This is a genomic window from Herbaspirillum aquaticum (genome assembly GCF_002213425.1).
In the GTDB taxonomy this organism is placed as follows: domain Bacteria; phylum Pseudomonadota; class Gammaproteobacteria; order Burkholderiales; family Burkholderiaceae_D; genus Herbaspirillum; species Herbaspirillum aquaticum.
This window is the reverse complement of the sequence record NZ_NJGV01000001.1, coordinates 460,750-481,528: the sequence shown is the minus strand read 5'-3', so window position 1 is coordinate 481,528 and position 20,779 is coordinate 460,750. Positions and strand designations below refer to the sequence as shown.

19 protein-coding genes are annotated in these 20,779 nt (G+C 65.3%); 9 read left to right on the top strand and 10 right to left on the bottom strand.

Translation table 11 applies throughout. The features are described 5' to 3' along the window. Nucleotides 1-43: 43 nt before the first annotated feature. Nucleotides 44-922, bottom strand: coding sequence for a LysR substrate-binding domain-containing protein (locus CEJ45_RS02160; protein WP_088753588.1), 879 nt, complete (start codon nt 920-922; stop codon nt 44-46). 202 nt (nt 923-1,124) lie between these two features. Here CEJ45_RS02160 and phnD point away from each other — a divergent pair, with 202 nt between their 5' ends. The 8 genes from phnD to CEJ45_RS02120 all read left to right on the top strand — a co-directional run bounded on the left by phnD (nt 1,125) and on the right by CEJ45_RS02120 (nt 9,461). Then, nucleotides 1,125-1,991, top strand: coding sequence for a phosphonate ABC transporter substrate-binding protein (gene phnD, locus CEJ45_RS02155; RefSeq protein WP_088753587.1), 867 nt, complete (start codon nt 1,125-1,127; stop codon nt 1,989-1,991). Beyond that, complete coding sequence (phnC, locus tag CEJ45_RS02150) at nt 1,988-2,791, top strand: phosphonate ABC transporter ATP-binding protein (RefSeq protein WP_088753586.1); 804 nt, start codon at nt 1,988-1,990, stop codon at nt 2,789-2,791. The genes phnD and phnC overlap by 4 nt, the downstream gene beginning before the upstream one ends. Next, a complete protein-coding gene (gene phnE, locus CEJ45_RS02145; protein WP_088753585.1) occupies nt 2,788-3,636 on the top strand; it encodes a phosphonate ABC transporter, permease protein PhnE in 849 nt (282 codons plus the stop codon). The genes phnC and phnE overlap by 4 nt, the downstream gene beginning before the upstream one ends. Before the next feature lie 41 nt (nt 3,637-3,677). Continuing rightward, nucleotides 3,678-4,769 (top strand): iron-containing alcohol dehydrogenase PsrA, encoded by a 1,092-nt coding sequence (gene psrA / locus CEJ45_RS02140; RefSeq protein WP_088753584.1) that lies wholly within the window; start codon nt 3,678-3,680, stop codon nt 4,767-4,769. A gap of 30 nt (nt 4,770-4,799) precedes the next feature. Continuing rightward, on the top strand, nt 4,800-5,627 hold the full coding sequence (phnX, locus tag CEJ45_RS02135; RefSeq protein WP_088753583.1) for a phosphonoacetaldehyde hydrolase: 828 nt from the start codon (nt 4,800-4,802) through the stop codon (nt 5,625-5,627). A 145-nt stretch (nt 5,628-5,772) separates the two neighbouring features. Next, nucleotides 5,773-7,239, top strand: coding sequence for an MFS transporter (locus CEJ45_RS02130; protein ID WP_088753582.1), 1,467 nt, complete (start codon nt 5,773-5,775; stop codon nt 7,237-7,239). After that, nucleotides 7,226-8,752, top strand: coding sequence for an FGGY family carbohydrate kinase (locus tag CEJ45_RS02125; RefSeq protein ID WP_088753581.1), 1,527 nt, complete (start codon nt 7,226-7,228; stop codon nt 8,750-8,752). The genes CEJ45_RS02130 and CEJ45_RS02125 overlap by 14 nt, the downstream gene beginning before the upstream one ends. Nucleotides 8,753-8,828: 76 nt before the next feature. Continuing rightward, nucleotides 8,829-9,461: a glycerol-3-phosphate responsive antiterminator gene (locus tag CEJ45_RS02120; RefSeq protein WP_167386280.1), complete on the top strand. Its 633-nt coding sequence runs from the start codon at nt 8,829-8,831 to the stop codon at nt 9,459-9,461. Between the two features lie 8 nt (nt 9,462-9,469). Here CEJ45_RS02120 and CEJ45_RS02115 read toward each other — a convergent pair whose 3' ends face one another. Then, the gene (locus CEJ45_RS02115; protein ID WP_088753580.1) at nt 9,470-11,881 is read right to left on the bottom strand and encodes a DUF3141 domain-containing protein; all 2,412 of its coding nucleotides are present in this window, start codon (nt 11,879-11,881) and stop codon (nt 9,470-9,472) included. A gap of 138 nt (nt 11,882-12,019) precedes the next feature. Between CEJ45_RS02115 and CEJ45_RS02110 the strand changes: the two genes are divergently transcribed. Next, the gene (locus CEJ45_RS02110; RefSeq protein ID WP_088753579.1) at nt 12,020-12,892 is read left to right on the top strand and encodes an HDOD domain-containing protein; all 873 of its coding nucleotides are present in this window, start codon (nt 12,020-12,022) and stop codon (nt 12,890-12,892) included. A gap of 16 nt (nt 12,893-12,908) precedes the next feature. Here the strand turns inward: CEJ45_RS02110 and CEJ45_RS02105 are convergent, their stop codons facing one another. The 8 genes from CEJ45_RS02105 to urtA form a co-directional block, all read right to left on the bottom strand. Next, nucleotides 12,909-13,205, bottom strand: a complete 297-nt coding sequence (locus tag CEJ45_RS02105) for an FmdB family zinc ribbon protein (protein WP_088753578.1) — start codon at nt 13,203-13,205, stop codon at nt 12,909-12,911. A gap of 86 nt (nt 13,206-13,291) precedes the next feature. Continuing rightward, the gene (gene fmdA / locus CEJ45_RS02100) at nt 13,292-14,470 is read right to left on the bottom strand and encodes a formamidase (RefSeq protein ID WP_013234603.1); all 1,179 of its coding nucleotides are present in this window, start codon (nt 14,468-14,470) and stop codon (nt 13,292-13,294) included. Between the two features lie 48 nt (nt 14,471-14,518). Continuing rightward, a complete protein-coding gene (locus tag CEJ45_RS02095) occupies nt 14,519-15,550 on the bottom strand; it encodes an aliphatic amidase (RefSeq protein WP_088753577.1) in 1,032 nt (343 codons plus the stop codon). Nucleotides 15,551-15,579: 29 nt separating this feature from the next. Then, nucleotides 15,580-16,269, bottom strand: coding sequence for an urea ABC transporter ATP-binding subunit UrtE (urtE, locus tag CEJ45_RS02090; protein ID WP_008329487.1), 690 nt, complete (start codon nt 16,267-16,269; stop codon nt 15,580-15,582). A gap of 25 nt (nt 16,270-16,294) precedes the next feature. Further along, nucleotides 16,295-17,062: an urea ABC transporter ATP-binding protein UrtD gene (gene urtD / locus CEJ45_RS02085; protein ID WP_088753576.1), complete on the bottom strand. Its 768-nt coding sequence runs from the start codon at nt 17,060-17,062 to the stop codon at nt 16,295-16,297. Continuing rightward, on the bottom strand, nt 17,059-18,264 hold the full coding sequence (urtC, locus tag CEJ45_RS02080) for an urea ABC transporter permease subunit UrtC (protein WP_088753633.1): 1,206 nt from the start codon (nt 18,262-18,264) through the stop codon (nt 17,059-17,061). Before urtC ends, urtD begins: the two co-directional genes overlap by 4 nt. A gap of 49 nt (nt 18,265-18,313) precedes the next feature. Then, a complete protein-coding gene (gene urtB / locus CEJ45_RS02075; RefSeq protein WP_039787923.1) occupies nt 18,314-19,231 on the bottom strand; it encodes an urea ABC transporter permease subunit UrtB in 918 nt (305 codons plus the stop codon). Nucleotides 19,232-19,348: 117 nt separating this feature from the next. Continuing rightward, complete coding sequence (gene urtA / locus CEJ45_RS02070) at nt 19,349-20,605, bottom strand: urea ABC transporter substrate-binding protein (protein ID WP_039788032.1); 1,257 nt, start codon at nt 20,603-20,605, stop codon at nt 19,349-19,351. Nucleotides 20,606-20,779 lie beyond the last annotated feature (174 nt).

Here is a 20,779-nt window from a genome sequence, read left to right as displayed (position 1 = left end):
CAAAAATGAACAATCCGTAATGATAAGCCAAACTGTCTTTGCATCAGGCGCCTGCCTTGCCTGAGTTGCGCTGGGCGATCTTCATGAAGGAGCCGACCAGCCGACCTTCCCTGCGCTCGGCCAGGCAATAGACGTAGGTGTGGGTGCTGACCGGATCGCCCTCGATGCGCACCATGCGGAAACGTTCATCCGCAATGAACTCCGCCTCGGAAACCGCCCCCAGGCCCAGTCCCCGCGCCACCGCCTCGCGCAAGGCTTCACGACTGCCGATTTCCATCACCACCCGTGGGCTTGCACCGGCCTGCTGCATGGCTTTCTCCAGCGCCAGGCGGGTGGTGGAGCCTTGCTCGCGCATGAGCATGGGCTGCTGGTCGAGCTCGGCCAGGGAGACCGCATCGCGTTGGTAAAAGGGATGACTGCGATGGGCGAACAGCACCACCGCATGGTCGGCGTAGGGCACCGCATGAAAGCGCACATCGTCGGTGAAACTGGCCAGCACCGCCACGTCAGTCACGTAGTTTTCCAGGTCCGCCAAGGATTGCGCGGAGTTGCCCAGCTTGATGGACAGCTCCACCTGCGGATAACGGGCGCGATAAGCATCGACCATCTCGATCACGTGGAACGGGCCGACCGCGCCGATGCGCAGGTGGCCCACGTGCAGCGCGCCCGAATTGACCAGCAGGTTCAGGGCATCGAGCTCAAGCTCGGCGATGTTCTGTGCAATCGGCAGCAGGCGCTGGGCGGTCTCGGAAAGGTCGACCCGCCGGCCGCGGCGGAAGAACAATTCCACGTTGTGTTCGCGCTCCAGCGATTGCACCTGGGTGGTCAGCGTGGGCTGGCTCACGCCCAGCGCCCGGGCAGCCGCCGAGAAGCCGCGATGGCGGGCGACGGCCAGGAAAGCGCGCAATTGGGAAGGGGTCATCTATAGATCCTATCAATAGCTTTATCCGATTTTCACGATTATATCGATAACAGGGGCGTCACAATGTCTCTTTAAGCTTCTGTCCTGTCGGCGCCGCATCAACCGCAACGGCTCCTGACGAGTGCCATGGCCAACCCACCGGCCCGCTGGCGCCCCGCTCACCACGTCCCGTTCCCGGGACGCCCTCAACAAGGATGCAATCATGCTGCGACGTAGCTTCTTCGCCCTGTGCCTGGGCGCTCTCACCTCTGCCTTGCTGGCCGGGCCGGCAGCCGCAGTGCCGCCGCTGACCGTCGGCCTGATCCCGGCCGAAGATTCGCAGGCCATGCTGGAAAACAGCAAGGCCGTCATCGACAGCCTGCAGCAGCAACTGGGCATGCCGGTCAAGCCCTTCATCGCCACCGACTACAACGGCATCATCGAAGCGCTGCGCTCGCGCAAGCTCGACGTGGCTTATCTCGGCCCCTTCTCCTACGTGCTGGCCAGTTCGGTGGCCAACGTGGAAGCCTTCGCCGTGGCCGAGACCAAGAAGAGTGGCCGCAGCTTCTACAAGAGCCTGATCATCACCCGCAAGGAAAGCGGCCTGCAGAACCTGGAACAGTTGAAAGGCCGCACCATGGCCTTCGTCGATCCCTCGTCGGCCTCCGGGCACCTGTTCCCGAGCGCCGGCCTGCAAAAACTCAACATTGATCCCAACAAGTATTTTTCGCGGGTGATCTTCTCCGGCTCGCACGACGCCAGCATCCTCGCCGTGGCCAACAAGAAGGTCGACGCAGCCGCCGTGGCCGATCGCATCCTGGCCGCTGCCGTGGCCAAGGGCGTGGTGCAGCAGTCGGAACTGAACGTGGTGTGGACCTCGCCGGACATTCCCGAATCGCCCATGGTCTGGCGCAAGGACCTGGACCCGGCCCTGAAGCAGAAGATCGCCGCCGCCTTCGCCGGCATCAAGGACGTGAAGTGGGGTGACCAGGGCGTCCTGAACGGTTTCGTCCCCACGACCGACGGCGCTTACGACGTGGTGCGCGAGACGGCCAAGATCCTGAACCTGGACCTGAAGGCCATGAAATGATCCACATCCGCGGCCTCGCCAAGCAATATGGCAGCCATGCCGTATTGCGCGGGATCGACCTGGACGTGCCGGCCGGCCAGTTCCTGGTGGTGCTGGGCCCGTCCGGGGCCGGCAAATCGACCCTGCTGCGCTGCCTGAACGGACTGGTCCAGCCCAGCGCGGGAGAAATCCGGGTGGCCGGCTTCGATGCCACCGACACCGGCGCCCGTCAGGTACGCCAGTTGCGGCGCCAGGTGGCAATGATCTTCCAGCATCACAACGTGGTGCCGCGCCTGTCGGTGCTGAAGAACACCCTGACCGGCCGCCTCGGCCAGGTTTCCCTCCTGGCCTCGATCCTGCAGCTGTTCTCGCGCCAGGACATCGCCCTGGCACTGGAATGCCTGCGCCGGGTGGAACTGGAACACAAGGCGCAGCAACGCACCGATGCGCTTTCCGGCGGCCAGCGGCAGCGGGTCGGCATCGCCCGCGCCCTGGCGCAACAGCCGCAGGTGATCCTGGCCGACGAGCCCATTGCCAGCCTGGACCCCAAGACCGCGCGGCTGGTGCTGCATTACCTGCGTGCCGCCTCGCGGGAGCTGGGCATCACCGTGCTCTGCAACCTGCACCAGGTGGATTACGCCCGCGAATTCGGCGACCGCATCATCGGGCTGGCCGGGGGCCGCCTGGTCTTCGATGGCACCGGCGAAAGCCTCGATGAGCGGCATCTCGACGCCATCTACGCCGGAAAGCCGGAAATGAACGATGCCGAATCACCCCTGATGGCATCGGACGCGCAGGCAGGCATAGGAGCACTGACATGAATTTTTCTTCCCCGTCCGCCACCGCATCAAAACAGCGCGGCTACCTGTGGACCGGTCCGCGTCCGGCGACCCTGCGCGGCTGGTTCGGCTTCCTGGCGGTGTTGCTGCTGGCGGCCTGGATCCTGGCCTGGAGTGCTGCCGGCACGCAACTGTCGTGGAGCGAACTGGCCAACGGCCTGCCGCAGATCGGCGACTTCCTGGCGCGCTCCTTCCCGCCCAACTGGGGCTTGCTGCCATCACTGCTGGCGCCTGCCATCGAAACCTTGCAGATCGCCCTGTGGGGGACCTTGCTGGGTGTGCTGGGCGCCGTGCCGGTGGCCTTGCTGGCCGCGCGCAATCTCAACGGCAACCGGTCCCTGCATGCGCTGGTACGCCAATGCCTCAACGTCACACGCAGCATCAATGAACTGATCCTGGCACTGGTGTTCGTCTCGGCAGTGGGGCTGGGGCCCTTTCCGGGAGTGCTGGCGCTGGCCGTGCATGGCGTCGGCATGATCAGCAAGTTCTTTGCCGAGAGCATCGAGGAAATCGACCAGGGCCCGCTGGAAGCCTTGCGCGCCACCGGCGCCCGGCCCTTGCAGGTGATCGTCTTCGGGGTGCTGCCCCAGGTGGCCACGGCCTGGATCGCGACCGTGCTCTACCGTTTCGAAGTCAACCTGCGCCAGGCCACCGTGCTGGGCATGGTCGGTGCCGGCGGACTGGGCTTTGAACTGGTCAACAGCCTCAAGCTGTTCAAGTACCAGGACACCGCCACCTGCATCGTCGTGGTGACCCTGATGGTGGTGGCAGCGGATGCCCTGTCGAGCCGGTTGCGGCGCATGATCCAGGACGGCCACGCCCACTGACCCCGCCCTTTCCCGTTTTGATGCAAGAAGAGAAAAAAACCATGTGGCATTTCCATAATCCTGTCGATCTCCATGCTGGCGCAGGCAGCCTCGCGCAATTGCCGACACTGCTGGCGGGCCGACCGGCCTTGCTGATCACCTTTCCCGAAGCCGCTGACTTGGGGCTGCAACAGAAGGTCGCCGAACTGCTCGGTGGACAGCTGGTCGGCATCGACAACAGCGTCCAGCCCAATCCTGACGTGAGCTGGCTGGCCAGCATGTACCAGCGCGTGTGGCAGCGCCACGCCGAGGTACCCTGCCTGATCGCCCTCGGCGGCGGCAGCGTCATCGATTGCGCCAAGGCCATGCTGGCACCGACGCCATCGGGGCGCTTTGACGAACTGCTCGCGCATCTGCGCGAAGACAGCTGCTTTGAACCCGACCCGGCGCAGCTGAAATCGCTGATTGCCATCCCCACCACGGCCGGCACCGGCAGCGAAGTCACCCCCTGGGCCACGCTGTGGGACGCGCAGGGCGGGCGCAAGTATTCGCTGCATCGTCCCTGGACCTGGCCGCAGGCCGCCATCATCGATGCCAGCCTGATGCTGAGCCTGCCCGCCCCGGCGACGCTGGCCAGCGGCCTGGATGCGCTCTCGCATGCGCTGGAGGCGATCTGGAACGTGCATCGCAATCCGGTCTCCTCGACCCTGGCCTGCAGCGCCGCCCGTACCATCGTGGCCACGCTGCCGGCGCTCGTACGCAAGCCTGGCGACCTGGCCCTGCGCGAACAGATGGCATTGGCGGCGCTGCAGGCCGGCCTGGCCTTTTCCAATACCCGGACCGCGCTGGCGCATTCCTTGTCCTATGACATCACGCTGCAGCGCGGTGTCCCGCATGGCATTGCCTGTTCCTTTTCCCTGCCGCACATCCTGCGCCTGGCGATGGGACGCGACGGCGCGGTCGATGCCCTGTTGCTCCAGATCTTCGATGCCAGCAGTACCGAGCAGGCCGTCGCGCGCCTGGGCGGCCTGCTCGAATCGCTGGGCGTGTCCACCGATCCGGCCCACTACGGGCTGGAAGGCCGCTGGGAAGCAGCCGTGCAGGCCGCCCTGTGCGGCCCGCGCGGACGCAACTTCATCGCCGCAATTCACTGACCTCTGCTGACCTACCCCAAGGAGAATCCCATGCAACCATCCCTCGCCCGTCCGCGCAACCTGCAAGCCGTCATCTTCGACTGGGCCGGCACACTGGTCGACTTCGGTTCGCTGGCGCCTACGCAAATCTTCGTCGATGCCTTCAAGAGCTTCGGCATCGACCTCACCCTGCAACAGGCACGCGGCCCCATGGGCCTGTCCAAGTGGCAGCACATCCGCGTGCTGCTGGACGATACGGCCATCGCAGCACAATGGCAGCAGCACAACGGCCGGGCGCCCTCCGACGCGGATGTCGATGCCATCTACGCCCGCTTCATGCCGATGCAGATCGCCAAGGTCGGCCAGTATTCGCAGCCCATCGAGGGTGCCGCACAGGTGCTGGCCTGGCTGCGCGGACAGGGTCTCAAGATCGGCTCCTGCTCCGGCTATCCGCGCCAGGTGCTCGACGTGCTGCTGCCGATGGCGGCCGACGACGGCATCCGCCCCGACCACGTGGTCGCGGGTGACGAGCTGCCCGCCGGCGGCCGGCCCGGTCCCTACATGGCACTGGCCAACATGCTGGCGCTGAAGATCGATGACGTGGCCGGCTGCATCAAGGTCGACGACACCGTCCCCGGCATCGAGGAAGGACTCCGTGCCGGCATGTGGAGCGTCGGCATTTCGTTGTCGGGCAATGAAGTCGGGCTGACCCGCGCAGAACTGGACGAGCTTGCGGCAGAAGACATCACGCGCCTGAAGACGCAGGCCGAGGCTCGCCTGCGCGAGGCCGGCGCGCATTACGTCATCGATTCGGTGGCCGATCTGCCACAAGTCGTGGCGCACGTGCGCGCGCGCATGGCCATCGGCGAACGTCCCTGAACAGGGCCCGCCAGTCGTTGACAAGCCCGGCGCCGGGCTCATAGAATTGCCCGGCAGATTTTTTAGATAAGAGACCATCTGTAGGATGGTCTCACCACGCGCGCAGTTTGCTACGGCCTCTTACAGACATTTTCAGGAGAGCCATGTGCAAACTGCAGTCCCCCTGCGCGGCATCGACGATGTCGTCGCCTTCATCGATTCCCGTCCCGTCCTTTCTGGCCATGCTGGCCTGGTGTGGTGGCTGCTGCTGGGCGGGCTGTTCCTGGAAGCCCTCTCCCATTCGGCCGTCAGTGCAGGCCTGGCGCCCATGAGCCGCCAGCTCGGCCTGGGTCCGCCCGAGATTGGCCTGCTGGCCTCCGCTGCCGCCCTGGCCTCCTTGCTGGCGCATCCCCTGGGCGGCTGGCTGGCCGATCACTGGGGCCGGGTGCGGCCCTTGCTGCTCTCCAAGATGCTGGCCCTGGCAGGCGCCGTACTGGTGGCCTGCGGCCAGGACGTTGCGGACATCGTGATCGGACGCATCCTGACCGGCCTGGCCTTCGGCCTGGATTTCGCGGTCGCCATCGCGATGCTGGCCGAGCTCACCCCGGCGCGCCTGCGGCACCGCCTGAACCTGTGGCAGGCCCTGTGGTACCTGGCCGTCTGCGGCAACCTGCTGCTCACGCTGGCGGCCGATCAATGGGTGGCCGACGACAGCCTGTGGCGCTATCCGGTCGCCGCCACGGCGGCGGCAGCGCTGCTGCTGCTGAACCTGCAGATGCTGTTCCTGGTCGAGAGTCCCTGCTGGCTGGCGCGGCAGCGGCGCTGGCAGGAGGCCGCCGATGCCATGGGACAGCTTTATCAGTGCCACCGCTTCACGGTGCCGGACGCGCTCCTGCACCAGCCCGTAGCGCCCACGCCGTCCTTGCTCCCGGCACCCGCCCCGCGCTTGGCGCGGCTGATGCGCCGGCCCTACCGCCTGCGTATGGCATTGGCCGCCGCCGTGCAAGCCGGACAGGCCGTGCAGTACTTCGCCGTCGGCTGGTACCTGCCCCTGCTCAGCTTGGACCTGTTCGGCGACGATCCGCGCCAGGCCACGTGGGGCACGCTGCTGTTCAACCTTGCCGGGCTGTGCGGCGCGCTGCTGGCGCCCTCACTGGCACGGCGGCTGGGCCTGCGGCAGGCGTGCGCTTGGGGCTTCGGGGCGACCTGCCTGGTACTGCTGGCGCTGGCGGGCTCGTGGTCGCGTGTGGGGAATTGGCAAGCGCTGCTTCTGCCGGCGCTGTTCCTGCTGTGTCATGCGGCCGGACCGGGAGGCAATGGCAAGAGCCTCTCGACCTTGTCCTTTCCCAGCGAACTGCGGGGACGCGCCAATGGCGTGACCGGGGCGCTGGGTTCGGGCGGGGCGGCATTGGGCCTGTTCTCCTTCCCGCTGCTGCAAGCTTGGCTGGGTACGGCGCATTGCCTGCTGCTGGTAGCGATGATCGCGCTCATGGCCTGCCTCACCTGCTGGCGGCTACGCTGGGATCCACAGCGCGCCGGCTTTCATCCGGATCTGGAAGGCGCGGGCCCGCACGTCTCCGCGTCCGACGCACACGGCATCGCCACCGACAGAAGACGCCATGAACGCCCGTGAGGCCATCCTGGCCATCGACGCCGGCACCTCCAGCACGCGGGCGGCGGTGGTCACCGCCAATGGCCTGGTCACCTGCCTGCATCGGCGCCCGCTGCCCACCCACTCGCCGCGCAGCGGCGTGGTGGAACAGAATGCTGCGCTGATCTGGCAGCAGACCTTGACGGTCTGCCGCGCCGCCCTGCACCAGGCACGCCAGAAGGGCCTGCGGATCCGCGCCATCGGACTGTGCAACCAGCGCGCCAGCGCCGTGCTATGGGATACCGCCAGCGGCCGCCCGCTGGCCCCTGCGCTGGCCTGGCAGGACAGCCGCCACGCTGCCGACCTGTCGGCGCTGGCACCGCACTGGGACCCTCGCTTGCGGCACCGCCTGGGCAGGCCGGTCGGCAGCCGCTCGCCCTACCTGTGGGCCGCGCGCCTGTTGCGCAGCCACCCTGCCGTAGCCCGGGCCTGGGAACGTGGACAACTGGGCTTTGGCAGCATCGATACCTGGCTGCTGTGGCAGCTCAGCGGCCGCCGCCTGCTGGCCACCAGCGCCACCAATGCCACCGCCTGCAATGCCTATGTACTGGCCCACCATGCCTATGCGCTGGACTGGCTGGATGCGCTCGATTTCCCGCCCGCCTTGCTGCCCGCGCTCTACCAGGATGCCGACGATTACGGCAGCAGCGATGCCAAGGTCCTGGGCGCGGTCCTGCCCATCCGCGCCTGCGCCGGCGACCAGCTGGCCGCCGCCATCGGCCAGGGATGCCTGGAGGCGGGCCAGGCCCTGTGCCAGCACGGCACCGGCAGCTTCATCGATGTGCTGGTCGGCCCCCGCGCTGCGCCAGCCGCACTGGATGGCGAGCGCAGCGGCAGCGTGGTGGTGACGGCCCGGCGCCAGAACGATGTCTCGCACTTCGCCCTGGAGAGCTACAGCGCCACCACCGGTGCCGTCCTGGCCTGGGCCTGCCAGCGCCAGCGCTGGTTTCCCGATGCGCGGCGCTTGCTGGCCCTGGCCGGCAGCGTGGAGTCGGCCGGCGGGGTCAGCTTCGTCCCGGCACTGGCCGGGTTGCAAGCCCCCCAGCGCAGCAGTACCGCGCGTGCCGCCCTGCAGGGCCTGTCGCTGGCTACTGGCCGCGCGGAAGTGGCCCATGCGTTGGTAGAGGGCATCGCCCAAGTGGTTGCGGCCTGCGTCAGCGCCAATGCCGAGGCCGCCGGACTGCCGCTGTCACAGGTCATGACCGGCGGCACCCTGGCCACCAGCGACCTGCTGCTGCAGATGCAGGCCGACCTGACCGGCGTGCCGGCCTGCCGGACCCACCAGGCCGCCCATGCCAGCCTGCGCGGCATCGCCTACCTGGCCGGCAGCCATGGCCTGCTGTGGGACGACCTGTCCCACGCCTGCGCCCGCACTCGCCTGCAAGCCGTGTTCAAGCCGCGCATCGACTCCGGAGAACGCGCTCGCCGCCGTGCCCTGTGGCAGGCCCGCCTGTGCGCGGAACTGGAACATGGCTGGCCGGAGGGCGGGCGTTGAGTGGTCCCGCCTGATCTGCACCAGCCCCTTCTTTTACCCCCCTTGCATCCCCTTTTTTCACCCACCAGGAATCCCAATGCGTGCCCCCTCCCCCTCCGACGTCGCTTCTTCTGCACTGCCCCCCGACCTGTCCCTGCAATCCAGGCTCAGGCGCCACCCCGTCATCGCCGCGCTCTATGGCACGGCGCCTCTTCCCGTCTTCCTCGACAGTGCCGCCGAAGTCGGCATCCTGGCGCATGTGGAGCTGAGCGAATTGCAGGCCGTCATGACCACCTTGCACAGCGCAGGCAAATTCATTCTCCTCAACATGGACACCTGTGAAGGACTGGCGCACGACAAGGCCGCCATCGATTACCTGGCCGGAATCGGCGTGGCGGGGCTGGTGTCCACCCGGGTGGCTACGCTGTTGCGGGCCAGTCGTGCCGGCATGATCACCATGCAGAAAGTATTCGTGACCGATCGCACCACCTGGCCGCGCAGTCTCAAGGCACTGGAACAAAGCGCGCCGAACCTGGTGCAGCTGATGCCGGCACCGATGCTGTCGCGCCTGGGTGCGGCCGACCGCGAGCAGCTGCCGCCCATCGTGGCGGCCGGCTTTGTCTCCAATGAGAAGGAGGCGCGCGCCGCGCTGGCCGCAGGCGCGATCGCGCTCTCCACCAGCGAGCAGCGCTTGTGGAAGCTGCCTGCCGGTGCGCTGGGCGCACCTTGAGCACGGGCTCAGGGGCGGCGGGGACGGGGCTTGGCGGCCTTCGCTGGCTGGTCGGCAGCCGCCGCTTTCTTGGGCTTGGCTGCGGGCTTTGCTGCGGGCTTGGCGACCGCCTTGGCCGCCACGGCTTTGCGGGGCGCACGCTTGGGCGCTACCGCTGGCGCCGGATCTGGCTGGACCGTCGGCAGCGCCTCGCCGTCTTCGCCAATGGCCGCGGTGAGCTTGCGCGCCAGCGCAATCACGCGATCAGGCTCGGCATCCAGCGTGCCCATGAGCAGCTCGATGATTTCCGAGCGCGGGTTGGCCAGGGTCGGTTCAATCATCATCACCGCTGCGGCCAAGGCCAAGGCACGCTCGCGGCTGGCCTTGTCCGGCAGCATCTGCCCCAGCGCGTTGAGCGCCTCGACGGGCGCCACCGCAGTGATGCGGGCCTGCTCCTTCAACAGCTGCACCCAATTGGTCTGCGGCGAGACGCTGGCATGCATGTTCGGCAGTTGCGCCAGCAGCCGCGCCAGGCGCAGGCTGCGCCGTTCGAAGGCGCCGATGGACACCATGCCGGCAATGACGATGCGGCATACCGCTTCGGCGAAGCCGCCGTCGGCGATCTGGCCGATGACGGTATCCCGGTAGCGGCCCAGTTCCTGCTGCGCCCAGCGCTGGGCAAGCTCGGCATCGGGCTCGCGCGGCGGCAGCCAGGCACCCAGGCCGTTGGGGCCGAACAGGCGGCGCGTCATGCGCACCGTGCGGGCATCGCGCTGGTCGCGCCAGGCGTTGAGTTCGTCGGTGATCTTCTGCGCCATGCGGCGCTCGTATTGCTTCAGCGGATGGTCCGGGTCGAGCTCGACCCGATGGGCGCGCGCCGCAGCAGCCTGCTGGCGGATGAAGGCGGCCGCCGGATGCTTGTCGGAGAACAGTTGCCGCTGCATGCGCAGCGGATTCATGCGCATCAACGCGTTGGCGCTTTCGCGGGTGGCGCTCATGCGCACCCACGGGCGCACCCAGGTCTTGTACCACTGCGCATTGAGTTGCGACCACTGGCTGATGGTCGAGAAGAGCGACTCCTCCTCGCGGCCTTCGGGATTGAGCTTGCGCAGGTCTTCCATGGTGCGGTGCTGGTAGTGCACCGTGTAGTCACCCGGCTCCAGCGCATCCCAGCGCTGGCTCGCGCGATCGTCCTTGCGTTCCAGCTTCATCTCGTAGAGCCCTGGTGGCAGGCTCTCGATGACGTCCAGCGAACTCACCAGCTGGTCGTGCTCCTTCAACGCCACCGATCCGCCCACGAAGATGCCCAGGTGGCCCACGCTCTCGTGCAGCACGTAGATGATGGTGCGTCCGGCCGCCGCGATGGCGCGCTCGTCGCCCCACACATCGATGATCCAGTTCAGTGCCTGCGGCGGTGGCGTGATGTTGTCCCCCCATGAGGCGAAGACCACGATGGGTGCGGTGATGTCGCGCAGATTGACCGGCCTGCCCTTGACTTCCAGCTCCCCGCGCGCCAGCTTGTTGCCCACGAAGAGATTCTCGGTGATGGCCTCGATCTCGGCCCCGGTCATGCGGAAGAAACCGCCCCACCAGCGTTCGAATTCCAAAAAGCGCGGCGCTTCCTGGTCAACCCCGGCCCACAGGTTGTAATACTTGCTCCAGAAGGTGTTGGCCGGATTGAGTTTCTCGAAATTCTCGACCAGGTAGGCGCCATCGAAACGGTCGGCCCCGAGGTCGGCAGCCAGCGAGGCCAGCCAGGTCCCGCCGAGGTTGGCACCGCTGTAACGCATGGGGTTCAGCGTGGAACTGCCAGCCCAGTAGGACGCCGGCGCGCCGACCATCATCAGCGGACCAAACAGCTCCGGCCGCACGGCATCGAGCGTCATCATGGCCCAGCCGGCCTGGCAATTGCCGATCACCACCGGCTTGGCCGGGCATTGCGGATGGCGGCGGATCACTTCTTCGAGGAAGCGCGCCTCGGCATCCATGACGGTGACCAGCGTCTGGCCATCCTCGGGCTCGGGACGGAAAGTGACGAAATACACGGTATGCCCGGCCTTCATCGCCATGCCCACTTCCGAATCGAACTTGAAGCCGCCAATGCCGGGCCCGTGCCCGGCACGCGGATCCACCACCACCACGGGACGCGCCTGCGCATCGACGGGCAGCCCCGGTGGCGGCTGCAGCCGCAACAAGGCGTAATTGCAGGGCTCGGGCAGGTCGTGCCCGTCCAGCACCAGCTCATGGTCGAATTTCAACAGCGGTGGCGTACCCTGCTCCAGATGCTCCAGATAGTCATTGCCACGGTCGAGCAAGGTATCGAGGAAGAGGAAACTGCGCTGTACGCAATCCTGTACATAGTTCGGGACATCGCCCCAGGCCGCAGCGGGCGTGGCGGGCTGCAGAGGGGGATGGAGGTCGGACGTCTTGCGGCTTGCCATGGGTGCACTCCGGTCAAGTAAGAGTTCCATCATACTGACCTGGATCGTCAGCAAATCGTCCGATCTCTGCGACAATGGAACCGCAATTCACGGAATTGGACGTGAAAACCACTAAAACCATTGCACGGAGGAACTTTCATGGAGCTCAAGAGCCTGGTGGACCAACCCGGAAAGTTGCCGACCATTCCCAAGGTGGTCCAGCAGCTGATGGCCAGCTTCAACAGCGAGGAAGTGTCCGCCCACGAGATCGCCCAGCAGATCGCCGCCGACCCGGCGCTGACCGCCAAGGTGCTGCGGCTGGCCAACTCGGCGTTTTTCCATGCCTCGCGCACCATCGGGACAGTCGACGATGCGTTGCGCATGCTGGGCTTCATCATGGTGCGCAACCTGGTGCTGGGCAATGGCATGGTCGCGGCCTTCAAGAGCAGCCGCGGCATGGACTTGCAGCAGTTCTGGCGGCATACCCTCTACACCGCCGTGGCGGCGCGCTGGCTGGCGATGCATGCCGGGATCAACGGCGAAGACAACGGGGATGCCGTCTTCACGGTAGGGATGATGCACGGCATCGGCCAGTTGCAATTGCATGCCGTAGCCCCGGCCGCTGTCGCCCCGCTGGACAAGCAATGCAATGTGCTCGACGCCGGCCGCGCCGAACAGGAAAAGGCGGCCTGGGGCTTCCACTACGCCGATGTATCGGCCGAACTGGCGACGATCTGGCACTTCCCGGATGCGCTGGTGACCGCACTGCGCTCGGTTCCCGATCCGCTGGGCGCAGGCCGCCTCGATCGTGCCGCCGCCTGGGTGCACCTGGGTGCGTGGGCTGCGCGCGTGACCGTGCTGTCACTGGAGGACGAGGCCGCACTGGCCACCTACCCGGCAGCCGTGGGCAAGAAGCTGGGGGTGGACCCGGCGTGGATGCCGGTGCTGGTCAAGCACGCCCCTGACAAGGCCGAACGCGCCATGCCTTCGCTCACGGAACTGGCGGCGGGGCTGGACGCGATGCTGGAGTAGCCGGCGCTATCTGGCCTCAGGTCGCGCAAATACTGCAGCTGTGTCCCTTGCAGTTGTGCAGCACGCTGCTGCGGCCGGCGCCTGCATGCGTCCCCGGCCCGGTCGCACCCTGCCCGGCTAGCTGCTCGGCACCGTTGCGGGGCTGCCAGCGATGCTTGACCTGCAAGCCCACATGGCCGCCCGTGGGCATGGGCGAGGCCGCCGTTTCCTGCTTGCAGTAGGGACAGCAGGTCTGGCCGTGCAATCCCTGCAAGGGAATCAGGCGCTCGAAGATGCCTTCGCAATGGCTGCAACGAATGTCGTACAAGGGCATGGCGCCTCCTTCATCAATCCTGTGTCTCGAAAAAACCCGGCCAGGCCTGCGCCCGGCCGGGAACACACACGTCACTGCGTTGATCGCTAGCCCTTGCGGCCCCAATACGATTTGTCATTGAGCATGCCCTTGGGCGTGATGTCCTGATCGAAGATGGAGGTCGGCAAGGCCACCGTGCAGGCGCAGTTGGGGATGTCGACGATGCCGCCGATGCGCCCTTCCACCGGTGCGGCGGTCAGCAGCATGTAGGCCTGGCTGCCGGTGTAGCCGAAGTGGGTCAGGTAGTCGATGGCCTTCAGGCAGGCCTGGCGATAGGCCACGGTGGCATCGAGGTAGTAGTTCACGCCGTTTTCCACGCTGATGCCTTCGAAGGTCAGCCACTGCTCGTAATGCGGCTTGACGATGCTGGGCATGAAGATGGGCGAAGTGATGTTGTACTTGGCCATGCCGCCCTTGATGAGGTCAAAGCCGACGTGGCTCACCCCATCCATCTCGATGGCACCGCAGAAGCCGATCTCGCCGTCCCCCTGCGAGAAGTGCAGGTCCCCCATCGAGAAGCCCGCGCCCTTCACGTACACCGGGAAGAAGATGCGGGTGCCCGCCGACAGGTCCTTGATGTCGGTATTGCCGCCATGCTCGCGCGGCGGCACGGTGCGGGCAGCGACCTTGGCCATTTCGTCGAACTTGGCGCCGGTCAGGCCGCGCAGCACGGCGGTGCTGGGGTTGGGCGGCTGGGCCAGGCCCTTGGCGGCCAGCGGCGCTTCGCGGCGATTCCACTCGGCCAGCAGATCGTGGGAAGGCAGGCAACCCATCAGACCGGGGTGGGTCAGGCCGGCGATGCGCACGCCCGGGATATGGCGCGAGGTGGCATACAAGCCCTTCAGGTCCCAGATGGCCTTGTCGGCTTCGGGGAAGTAATCGGCCAGGAAGCCGCCACCGTTTTCCTTGGCAAACACGCCGGAGAAACCGACCGGGGTCACCGGCTTGATGTCCAGCAGGTCGATCACCAGTAGGTCGCCGGGCTCTGCCCCTTCCACGTGGAAGGGACCGGTCAGCGGATGGGCGCGGGTCAGGTCGACGTTCTTGACGTCGGAGACATCGTCGGTGTCCTGGATCTGCGCGTCCAGGAAGTCCAGCGACTCGATCAGGATGGATTCACCCGGCTTGACCGAGGCCAGGAATGGCAGGTCCGGATGCCAGCGGTTGTGGCCCAGTTCAGCCTGCTCTGCCAGCGGGACGCCGGGCTTGATCTTGAAGTGTTGCATGCGATCTCCTTGGTGGTGGGTGTGTGATGAGGCCTTGCGCCTTCGGCCTCAGGCTGCCGGCTCGGTAGGGATCCCCGGCATCGGGCATTCGGGCGTACCGGCACTGTTGCGCGTCAATGCCTCGACCTGGGCGCGCGCGGCCTGCGGGTCATTGACCCAGGTGCGATAGAAGTCGAAGGGACACGCGGCCACGCCCGCCGGCGATTCGCCCGAATTGATCTTGCCGGTGTAGCCGCGATGCAGCAGCTTGTAGAGGTGGTTCTGCGATTGCCAGTTGCGGCGCGCATCGCGGATGGCCGAGACCGACAGTTCGGCATACTGGATGCCCATCTCCTCCGTGCCGCATTCGCCCAGCGTGCGGCCATCGAAACCGACGATGGCCGAATGGCCGAAATAGGAATAGACGCCATCGAAACCGGCCGCATTGGCCACGGCCACATAGAGGTTGTTCATCCAGGCCATGGCCTTGGAAACCATGATCTGCTGTTCCTTGGCCGGATACATGTAGCCCTGGCAGCGCACCACCAGTTCCGCGCCCTTCATGGCGCAGTCGCGCCAGATCTCGGGATAGTTGCCGTCATCACAGATGATGAGGCTGATCTTCAAGCCCTTGGGACCGTCGCAGACATAGGTGGTATCGCCCGGATACCAGCCCTCGATGGGCGTCCACGGCATGATCTTGCGGTACTTCTGCACGATCTCGCCCTGGTCGTTGATGAGGATCAGCGTGTTGTAAGGGACCTTGCGCGGATGCTCTTCATGGCGCTCGCCGGTCAGCGAAAACACCCCCCACACGCCGGCGATGCGGCAAGCTTCGGAAAAGATGGCCGTCTCGTCGCCGGGGATGGTGGCGGCGGTCTCGAACATTTCTTCACGGTCATACATGATGCCGTGGGTGGAATACTCGGGGAACACCACCAGGTCCAGCCCCGGCAATCCCTGCTTCATGCCGACCAGCATGGCGGCGATTTTCCTGGCGTTCTCCAGCACCTCGCCGCGCGTATGCAGGCGCGGCATCTTGTAGTTCACCACGGCCACGCCGACGGCGTCGCAGCTGGCTGAAATGTCTCCGTGTCGCATGGGCTTGCTCCTCTGAAAAGACGGTCGGATCAGACCGACAGATACTTGCTGATGGTGGGCGCATCGACGTTCTCGCGCGTGTCTTCGTAGACGAAGCGGCCCTTGTCGATGACCAGGAAGCGATCGGCAATCTCCAGCGTGAAGCTCAGTACCTGCTCCGAGACCACGATGGTGAGCGCACGGATCTTGCGGATTTCCTTGAGGCTCCTGGCGATGTCCTTGATGATGGAAGGCTGGATGCCTTCGGTCGGCTCATCCAGCAGCAGCACGCGCGGATTGGTGGCCAGCGCGCGCGCAATGGCCAGTTGCTGCTGCTGTCCGCCGGACAGGTTGCCGCCCTTGCGGGTGCGCATGTCATAGAGCACCGGGAACAGCGAATACAGCTCGTCGGGCACCTTGCCCTTGGCCGACGCGGGCAGGCCGGTCTGGATGTTTTCCAGCACCGTCATGTGTGAGAAGATCATGCGCCCCTGCGGCACGTAGGCCACGCCGCGCTCGACGCGCTGGTGGCTTTCCAGGCCGCCCAGTTCCACACCATCGATGCTGATGCTGCCGCCGCGCAGCGGCAGGATGCCCATCAGGGTCTTGAACAGCGTGGTCTTGCCCATGCCGTTGCGGCCCATGACGGCGACGATTTCTTCCTTGGCCACCGACAGGTCGACATCGTGGATGACCTTGCTCTGGCCGTAGCCGGAAGCGAGTTGCGAGACTTTGAACATGGCAGGCTCCGGGGATGAGGGAAGTTCAGTGACCGAGATAGACATCGATCACCTTGGGATCGGACTGCACCTTCTCCATGCTGCCTTCGGCCAGGATCTTGCCCTGGTGCAGCACGGTGACCTTGTGGGCGATGCTCTTGACGAAATCCATGTCGTGCTCGATCACCACCACCGAACGGCCCTGGCTGATGCGGCCCAGCAGTTCGGCCGTCTTTTCGCGTTCGGACACGCTCATGCCGGCCACCGGTTCATCCAGCATCAGCAGCTCCGGCTCCTGCATCAGCAGCATGCCGATTTCCAGCCACTGCTTCTGGCCATGCGAGAGCAGGTCAGCCTGGGTGTGCAATTGCGCTTCCAGGAAAATCTCCGCCGCCACCGCCTCCACCCGCGCCACCACATCCGGCGAACGCTTGAAGGTCAGCGCGCCGAACACCTTGCGGCCGCGCGGGAAGGACATCTCCAGGTTCTCGAACACGGAAAGGTTCTCGTAGATGGACGGGGTCTGGAACTTGCGCCCGACACCCACCCGCACGATGGCGTGCTCGCTCATCTTGGTCAGTTCGTGATTGTTGAACTTGATGCTGCCGGAAGTGGCGCGGGTCTTGCCGCAGATCAGGTCCAGCACCGTGGTCTTGCCGGCACCGTTGGGTCCGATCACCACGCGCACCTCATTGCGCTGCACGTAGAGATTGAGCTTGTCGACTGCCTTGAACCCATCGAAAGACACGGTCAGGTCTTCGATGGCCAGGACCGGATGGGCATCCGATTCGAAACCGATGGCGTGTTCGCTCATTTGCTGGCCTCCAGGGTCGCGCCTGGCTCGATGCCATCACGCTTGGGTTCAGGGGTGGATGGTCGGGAGACCGGCTTGGGGACTTCTGCAGCGACGGGGGCTACCGGTTTGGATTCACCGCGCAGCTTGGTCATCAGGCGCTTGCCTTGGGACTGCCAGAGCCCGGCCAGGCCATTGGGGAAATACATCACCACCGCGATGAAGAGACCGCCCATCAGGAACAGCCACAATTCGGGGAAGGTTTCGGAGAAGTAGGTTTTGCCAAAGTTCACCAGCAGCGTTCCATACACCGCGCCCAAGAGCGACATACGGCCTCCCACTGCAGCAAAGATCACCATTTCGATGGAGGGCACGATACCGACGAAGGACGGCGACATGAAGCCCACCTGCAACGTGAACATGGCCCCGCCGATGGCCGAGAACATGGCCGCCGCGCAGAAGACGAAGACCTTGAAGCTGGCCACGTCATAGCCGGAGAAGCGCACCCGTTCTTCCTTGTCGCGCATGGCCACCAGCAGCCGGCCCAGCTTGGAGCCGAGCACGTAGCGGCCGAACAGGATGCAGCCGAACAGCAATCCCGCATTGACGAAATACAGCACCAGCTTGGCGTGGTCGGTACGGATGTCCCAGCCCATCAGGGTCTTGAGGTCGGTGATGCCGTTCACACCGCCGGTCAGACCCTGCTGGCCGATGATGAGGATGGACAGGATGGCGGCGATGGCTTGCGTGACGATGGAGAAATACACATCCCCCACGCGCCGCTTGAACATCGCCAGCCCGATCAGCATGGCCAGCACGGTCGGCACCACCAGCACCGCAAGGATCGTGAAGGCGAAACTGTGGAAGGGCTCCCACATGGCCGGCAAGGCGGTGATCTGGTTCCAGTCCATGAAGTCGGGGATGCCCGGGGTGGACTGGATCTTGGTGCTGATGGGGTCAGAGGCTTCGAGCTTGAGGAACATGGCCATGCAATAGCCGCCCAGCCCGAAGAACACGCCCTGCCCCAGGCTGAGGATGCCGCCGTAGCCCCAGCAGAGCACCAGGCCCACGGCCACGAAAGCATAGGACAGGTACTTGCCCACCAGGTTGAGTCGGAACATGTCCAGCGTCAGCGGGAACACCACCAGCAGCAGCGCTGCCATCACCAAGAGGCCAAGCGCACCGGAGCGCCCGCCCAGCAGTTTTTCATAGGCTGCATTCATCATCGGACCTCGCTCATGTAGTTGGATCGGGAGTGGCCATGCTTGACATTCATTTGCGCACCTTCGCCGAGAACAGGCCTTGCGGACGCAGCATCAGGATCAGGATCACCGCCGACAAGGTCAGCACCTTGGCCATGGAGCCGGTCAGGAAGAATTCCGCCGTGGATTGCGTCTGCGCAATCGAGAACGCCGAGGCGATGGTGCCGATCAGGCTTTGCGCGCCGCCGAAGACCACCACCAGGAAGGTATCGACGATGTAGAGCGATCCGCTGGTCGGGCCGGTGGAACCGATGGTGGTGAAGGCCGCCCCGGCCACGCCGGCGACGCCGCAACCGAGTGCAAAGGTGGTGCGGTCGACCTTGCGGGTGTTGATGCCCACGGCCCCGCTCATGACCCGGTTCTGCATCGTGGCCCGCACCTGCAAGCCCCAGCGGGAGCGGAACAGCAACACGAAGATGGCACCGGTCAGCAAGACCGTGAGCCCCATCATGAAGAGACCGTTCAACGGGATGTCGATGGCATCGGTAGGCTTGAAGGAGCCCATGAGCCAGTCCGGCAAGGTGGCGCTGACTTCCTTGGCGCCGAAGATGGAACGGAAGGTCTGCTGCATCGCCAGCGACAGGCCCCAGGTGGCCAGGAGCGTATCGAGCGGACGCTTGTAGAGGCGGCTGATGAGCAGCAGCTCGGTGAGATAGCCCACGCCATAGGCCACGGCGAAGGAGAGCACGATGGCCACGAAGAAATAGAACGGCTGCAAAGCCGGGGCATAGGTGGTGGTCAGGTGCGACAGCAGGTAAGTGATGTAGGCACCGATGGTGAGGAATTCACCGTGGGCCATGTTGATCACGCCCATCTGCCCGAAGATGATGGCCAGGCCCAGCGCCATCAGCAGCAGCACGCAGAAAACCGAGAGGCCGTTGAAGCCCTGCATGGCGAAGATCGCGCCGAATTCGGATAGAGAAACCATGATGACTCCCGACGGGGCAGAGTTGCAGATTGGAGGAAGGGCGGCGGCACCCGCATGTCACTACAGGCGCCACCGCTTTGCTGCACGAAGGGCCGGTGCGGCACCGGCCAGGCCGCCTTACTGGTAGCCCTTGGGGAAGGGATTCGGCTCGATCAGTTCGGACTCGTAGACCACCTTGAACTGGCCATCCTTCTGCGCCTCGCCGATGCGGGTCTTGCTCCAGAGGTGATGGTTTTCGTGGACCTTGACGTAGCCTTCGGGCGCGGTCTTGAGTTCGATGCCGGGCGAGGCGGCCACCACCTTGTCGACATCGAAGCTGCCGGCCTTTTCCACGGCGGCCTTCCACAGCCAGGGGCCGAGATAGGCTGCCTGCGTGACGTCGCCGATGACCGAATTGGCGCCGAACTTGGCCTTGAACTCGGCCACGAATTTCTTGTTGTTGGCGTTGTCGAGACTCTGGAAATACTTCATCGAGGCAAAGAAGCCTTCCACGTTCTCGCCGCCGATGCCCAGCATTTCATCCTCGGTCACCGAGATGGTCAGCAGGTTCTGGGTCTTTGCGGTCACGCCCGCGGCCTTCAGCTGCTTGTAGAAGGCGACGTTGGAGCCGCCGACCACGTCGGCGAAGATCACGTCGGGCTTTTTCAACTTGATCTTGTTGATGAGCGAACCGAATTGCGTGTTGCCCAGCGGGTAGTATTCCTCGCCCACCACCGAGCCCTTGAGCACGTTCTCGATGTGCTTGCGGGCGATCTTGTTGGAGGTACGCGGCCAGATGTAGTCCGAGCCGACCAGGAAGAAGGTCTTGGCCTTCTTTTCCTTGGCCACCCAGTTCAGGCCCGCCAGCACCTGTTGCGTCGCCTCCTGCCCGGTATAGAACACGTTCTTGGATTGCTCCAGGCCTTCGTAGAAGGTCGGGTAATACAGCAGGCCGTTATCCTTCTCGAACACCGGCAGCACCGCCTTGCGCGAGGCCGATGTCCAGCAGCCGAAGACCGCCGCCACGCGGTCGTTTTCCAGCAGCTTCTTGGCCTTTTCGGCGAAGGTCGGCCAGTCGCTGGCACCGTCTTCCTGGATGATCTTGATCTTGCGGCCGAGGATGCCGCCCATCGCATTGATCTGATCGATGGCCAGGCGCTCGGCCTGGATCGAACCGGTCTCGCTGATGGCCATGGTGCCGGTGGCCGAGTGCAGCTGGCCAACCGTCACTTCGGTATCGGTGATGGCCAGCTTGGTGGTGTTGACCTTGGCGGTCGGATACTGCTGGGCCGAGGCCATGCCCGGCAGGGCCGCTGCTGCTGCCCCGGCGGCCAGGCCCATCAGGATCTTGCGGCGCGGGAGCGAGGGAGGATTGGAAGACGAGGAATGCGACATGCGGTACTCCTTTCGGGCGTTGTTGTTGGACTCGGTCTGGGCCATCGTGGCGTCATGCAAGCAATAAAACGAAGACCGGACAACGCACTGCCCCGGCAGCGGCGCAGCCCGGGGAACCCCTTGCAACACACGGGTCCGGCGCTTCGTTCTGAGGCGCAGAATAGGGTTGCCGAT

Coding starts and splice junctions, on each gene's coding strand:
- CEJ45_RS02110 (WP_088753579.1), top strand. CDS start 12,020: ATGGAGCTCAAGAGCCTGGTGGACCAACCCGGAAAGTTGCCGACCATT.
- psrA (WP_088753584.1), top strand. CDS start 3,678: ATGTGGCATTTCCATAATCCTGTCGATCTCCATGCTGGCGCAGGCAGC.
- phnD (WP_088753587.1), top strand. CDS start 1,125: ATGCTGCGACGTAGCTTCTTCGCCCTGTGCCTGGGCGCTCTCACCTCT.
- urtB (WP_039787923.1), bottom strand. CDS start 19,231: ATGGTTTCTCTATCCGAATTCGGCGCGATCTTCGCCATGCAGGGCTTC.
- urtD (WP_088753576.1), bottom strand. CDS start 17,062: ATGAGCGAACACGCCATCGGTTTCGAATCGGATGCCCATCCGGTCCTG.
- CEJ45_RS02095 (WP_088753577.1), bottom strand. CDS start 15,550: ATGCGACACGGAGACATTTCAGCCAGCTGCGACGCCGTCGGCGTGGCC.
- CEJ45_RS02120 (WP_167386280.1), top strand. CDS start 8,829: ATGCGTGCCCCCTCCCCCTCCGACGTCGCTTCTTCTGCACTGCCCCCC.
- CEJ45_RS02125 (WP_088753581.1), top strand. CDS start 7,226: ATGAACGCCCGTGAGGCCATCCTGGCCATCGACGCCGGCACCTCCAGC.
- phnX (WP_088753583.1), top strand. CDS start 4,800: ATGCAACCATCCCTCGCCCGTCCGCGCAACCTGCAAGCCGTCATCTTC.
- CEJ45_RS02115 (WP_088753580.1), bottom strand. CDS start 11,881: ATGGCAAGCCGCAAGACGTCCGACCTCCATCCCCCTCTGCAGCCCGCC.
- urtC (WP_088753633.1), bottom strand. CDS start 18,264: ATGAATGCAGCCTATGAAAAACTGCTGGGCGGGCGCTCCGGTGCGCTT.
- phnE (WP_088753585.1), top strand. CDS start 2,788: ATGAATTTTTCTTCCCCGTCCGCCACCGCATCAAAACAGCGCGGCTAC.
- urtA (WP_039788032.1), bottom strand. CDS start 20,605: ATGTCGCATTCCTCGTCTTCCAATCCTCCCTCGCTCCCGCGCCGCAAG.
- phnC (WP_088753586.1), top strand. CDS start 1,988: ATGATCCACATCCGCGGCCTCGCCAAGCAATATGGCAGCCATGCCGTA.
- CEJ45_RS02105 (WP_088753578.1), bottom strand. CDS start 13,205: ATGCCCTTGTACGACATTCGTTGCAGCCATTGCGAAGGCATCTTCGAG.
- CEJ45_RS02160 (WP_088753588.1), bottom strand. CDS start 922: ATGACCCCTTCCCAATTGCGCGCTTTCCTGGCCGTCGCCCGCCATCGC.
- urtE (WP_008329487.1), bottom strand. CDS start 16,269: ATGTTCAAAGTCTCGCAACTCGCTTCCGGCTACGGCCAGAGCAAGGTC.
- fmdA (WP_013234603.1), bottom strand. CDS start 14,470: ATGCAACACTTCAAGATCAAGCCCGGCGTCCCGCTGGCAGAGCAGGCT.